The 572-nt window shown below is 55.1% G+C and carries 1 pseudogene; it reads right to left on the minus strand.

Features of this window, described 5'->3' with window-relative positions:
• A pseudogene (locus EVX52_RS25120) lies at positions 1 to 501 on the minus strand (IS3-like element ISRaq1 family transposase); the annotation flags it as partial.
• Between the last annotated feature and the right edge of the window lie 71 nt (positions 502 to 572).

The raw sequence follows: 572 nt of genomic DNA on the forward strand, positions 1-572 counted from the left end.
TGTGATTGACGTGAAGGCCCTCCCTACGCAGCAACTGCCAGATACGCCGATAACCAAAACGTCTGCGTTCAAGCGCCAGCTCAGTAATACGCCCTGATAAATGTGCATCAGCAGCCGGACGCTGAGCATCATAACGGCAGGTCGACAGGGACAAACCTGTAAGCCTGCAGGCACGACGTTGCGACAGACCGGTCGCATCACACATCAACATCACGGCTTCCCGCTTCTGGTCTGTCGTCAGTACTTTCGCCCCAGAGCCACCTGAAGCGCCTCCTTATCCAGCATGGCTTCGGCAAGCAGCTTCTTGAGCCTGGCGTTCTCTTCCTCAAGCGACTTCAGGCGCTTAACCTCGGGCACCTCCATACCGCCATACTTCTTACGCCAGGTGTAAAAGGTGGCGTCGGAAATGGCGTGCTTACGGCAGAGCTCACGGGCAGAAACCCCGGCTTCAGCCTCGCGGAGGATACTGATGATCTGTTCGTCGGAAAAACGCTTCTTCATGGGGATGTCCTCATGTGGCTTATGAAGACATTACTAACATCGTGGTGTATTAATCAACGGGGAGCAGGTCA

Origin of the sequence: Rahnella sp. CFA14(1/10), assembly GCF_004195095.1 — a bacterium.
Taxonomy (GTDB): Bacteria; Pseudomonadota; Gammaproteobacteria; order Enterobacterales; family Enterobacteriaceae; genus Rahnella; species Rahnella perminowiae.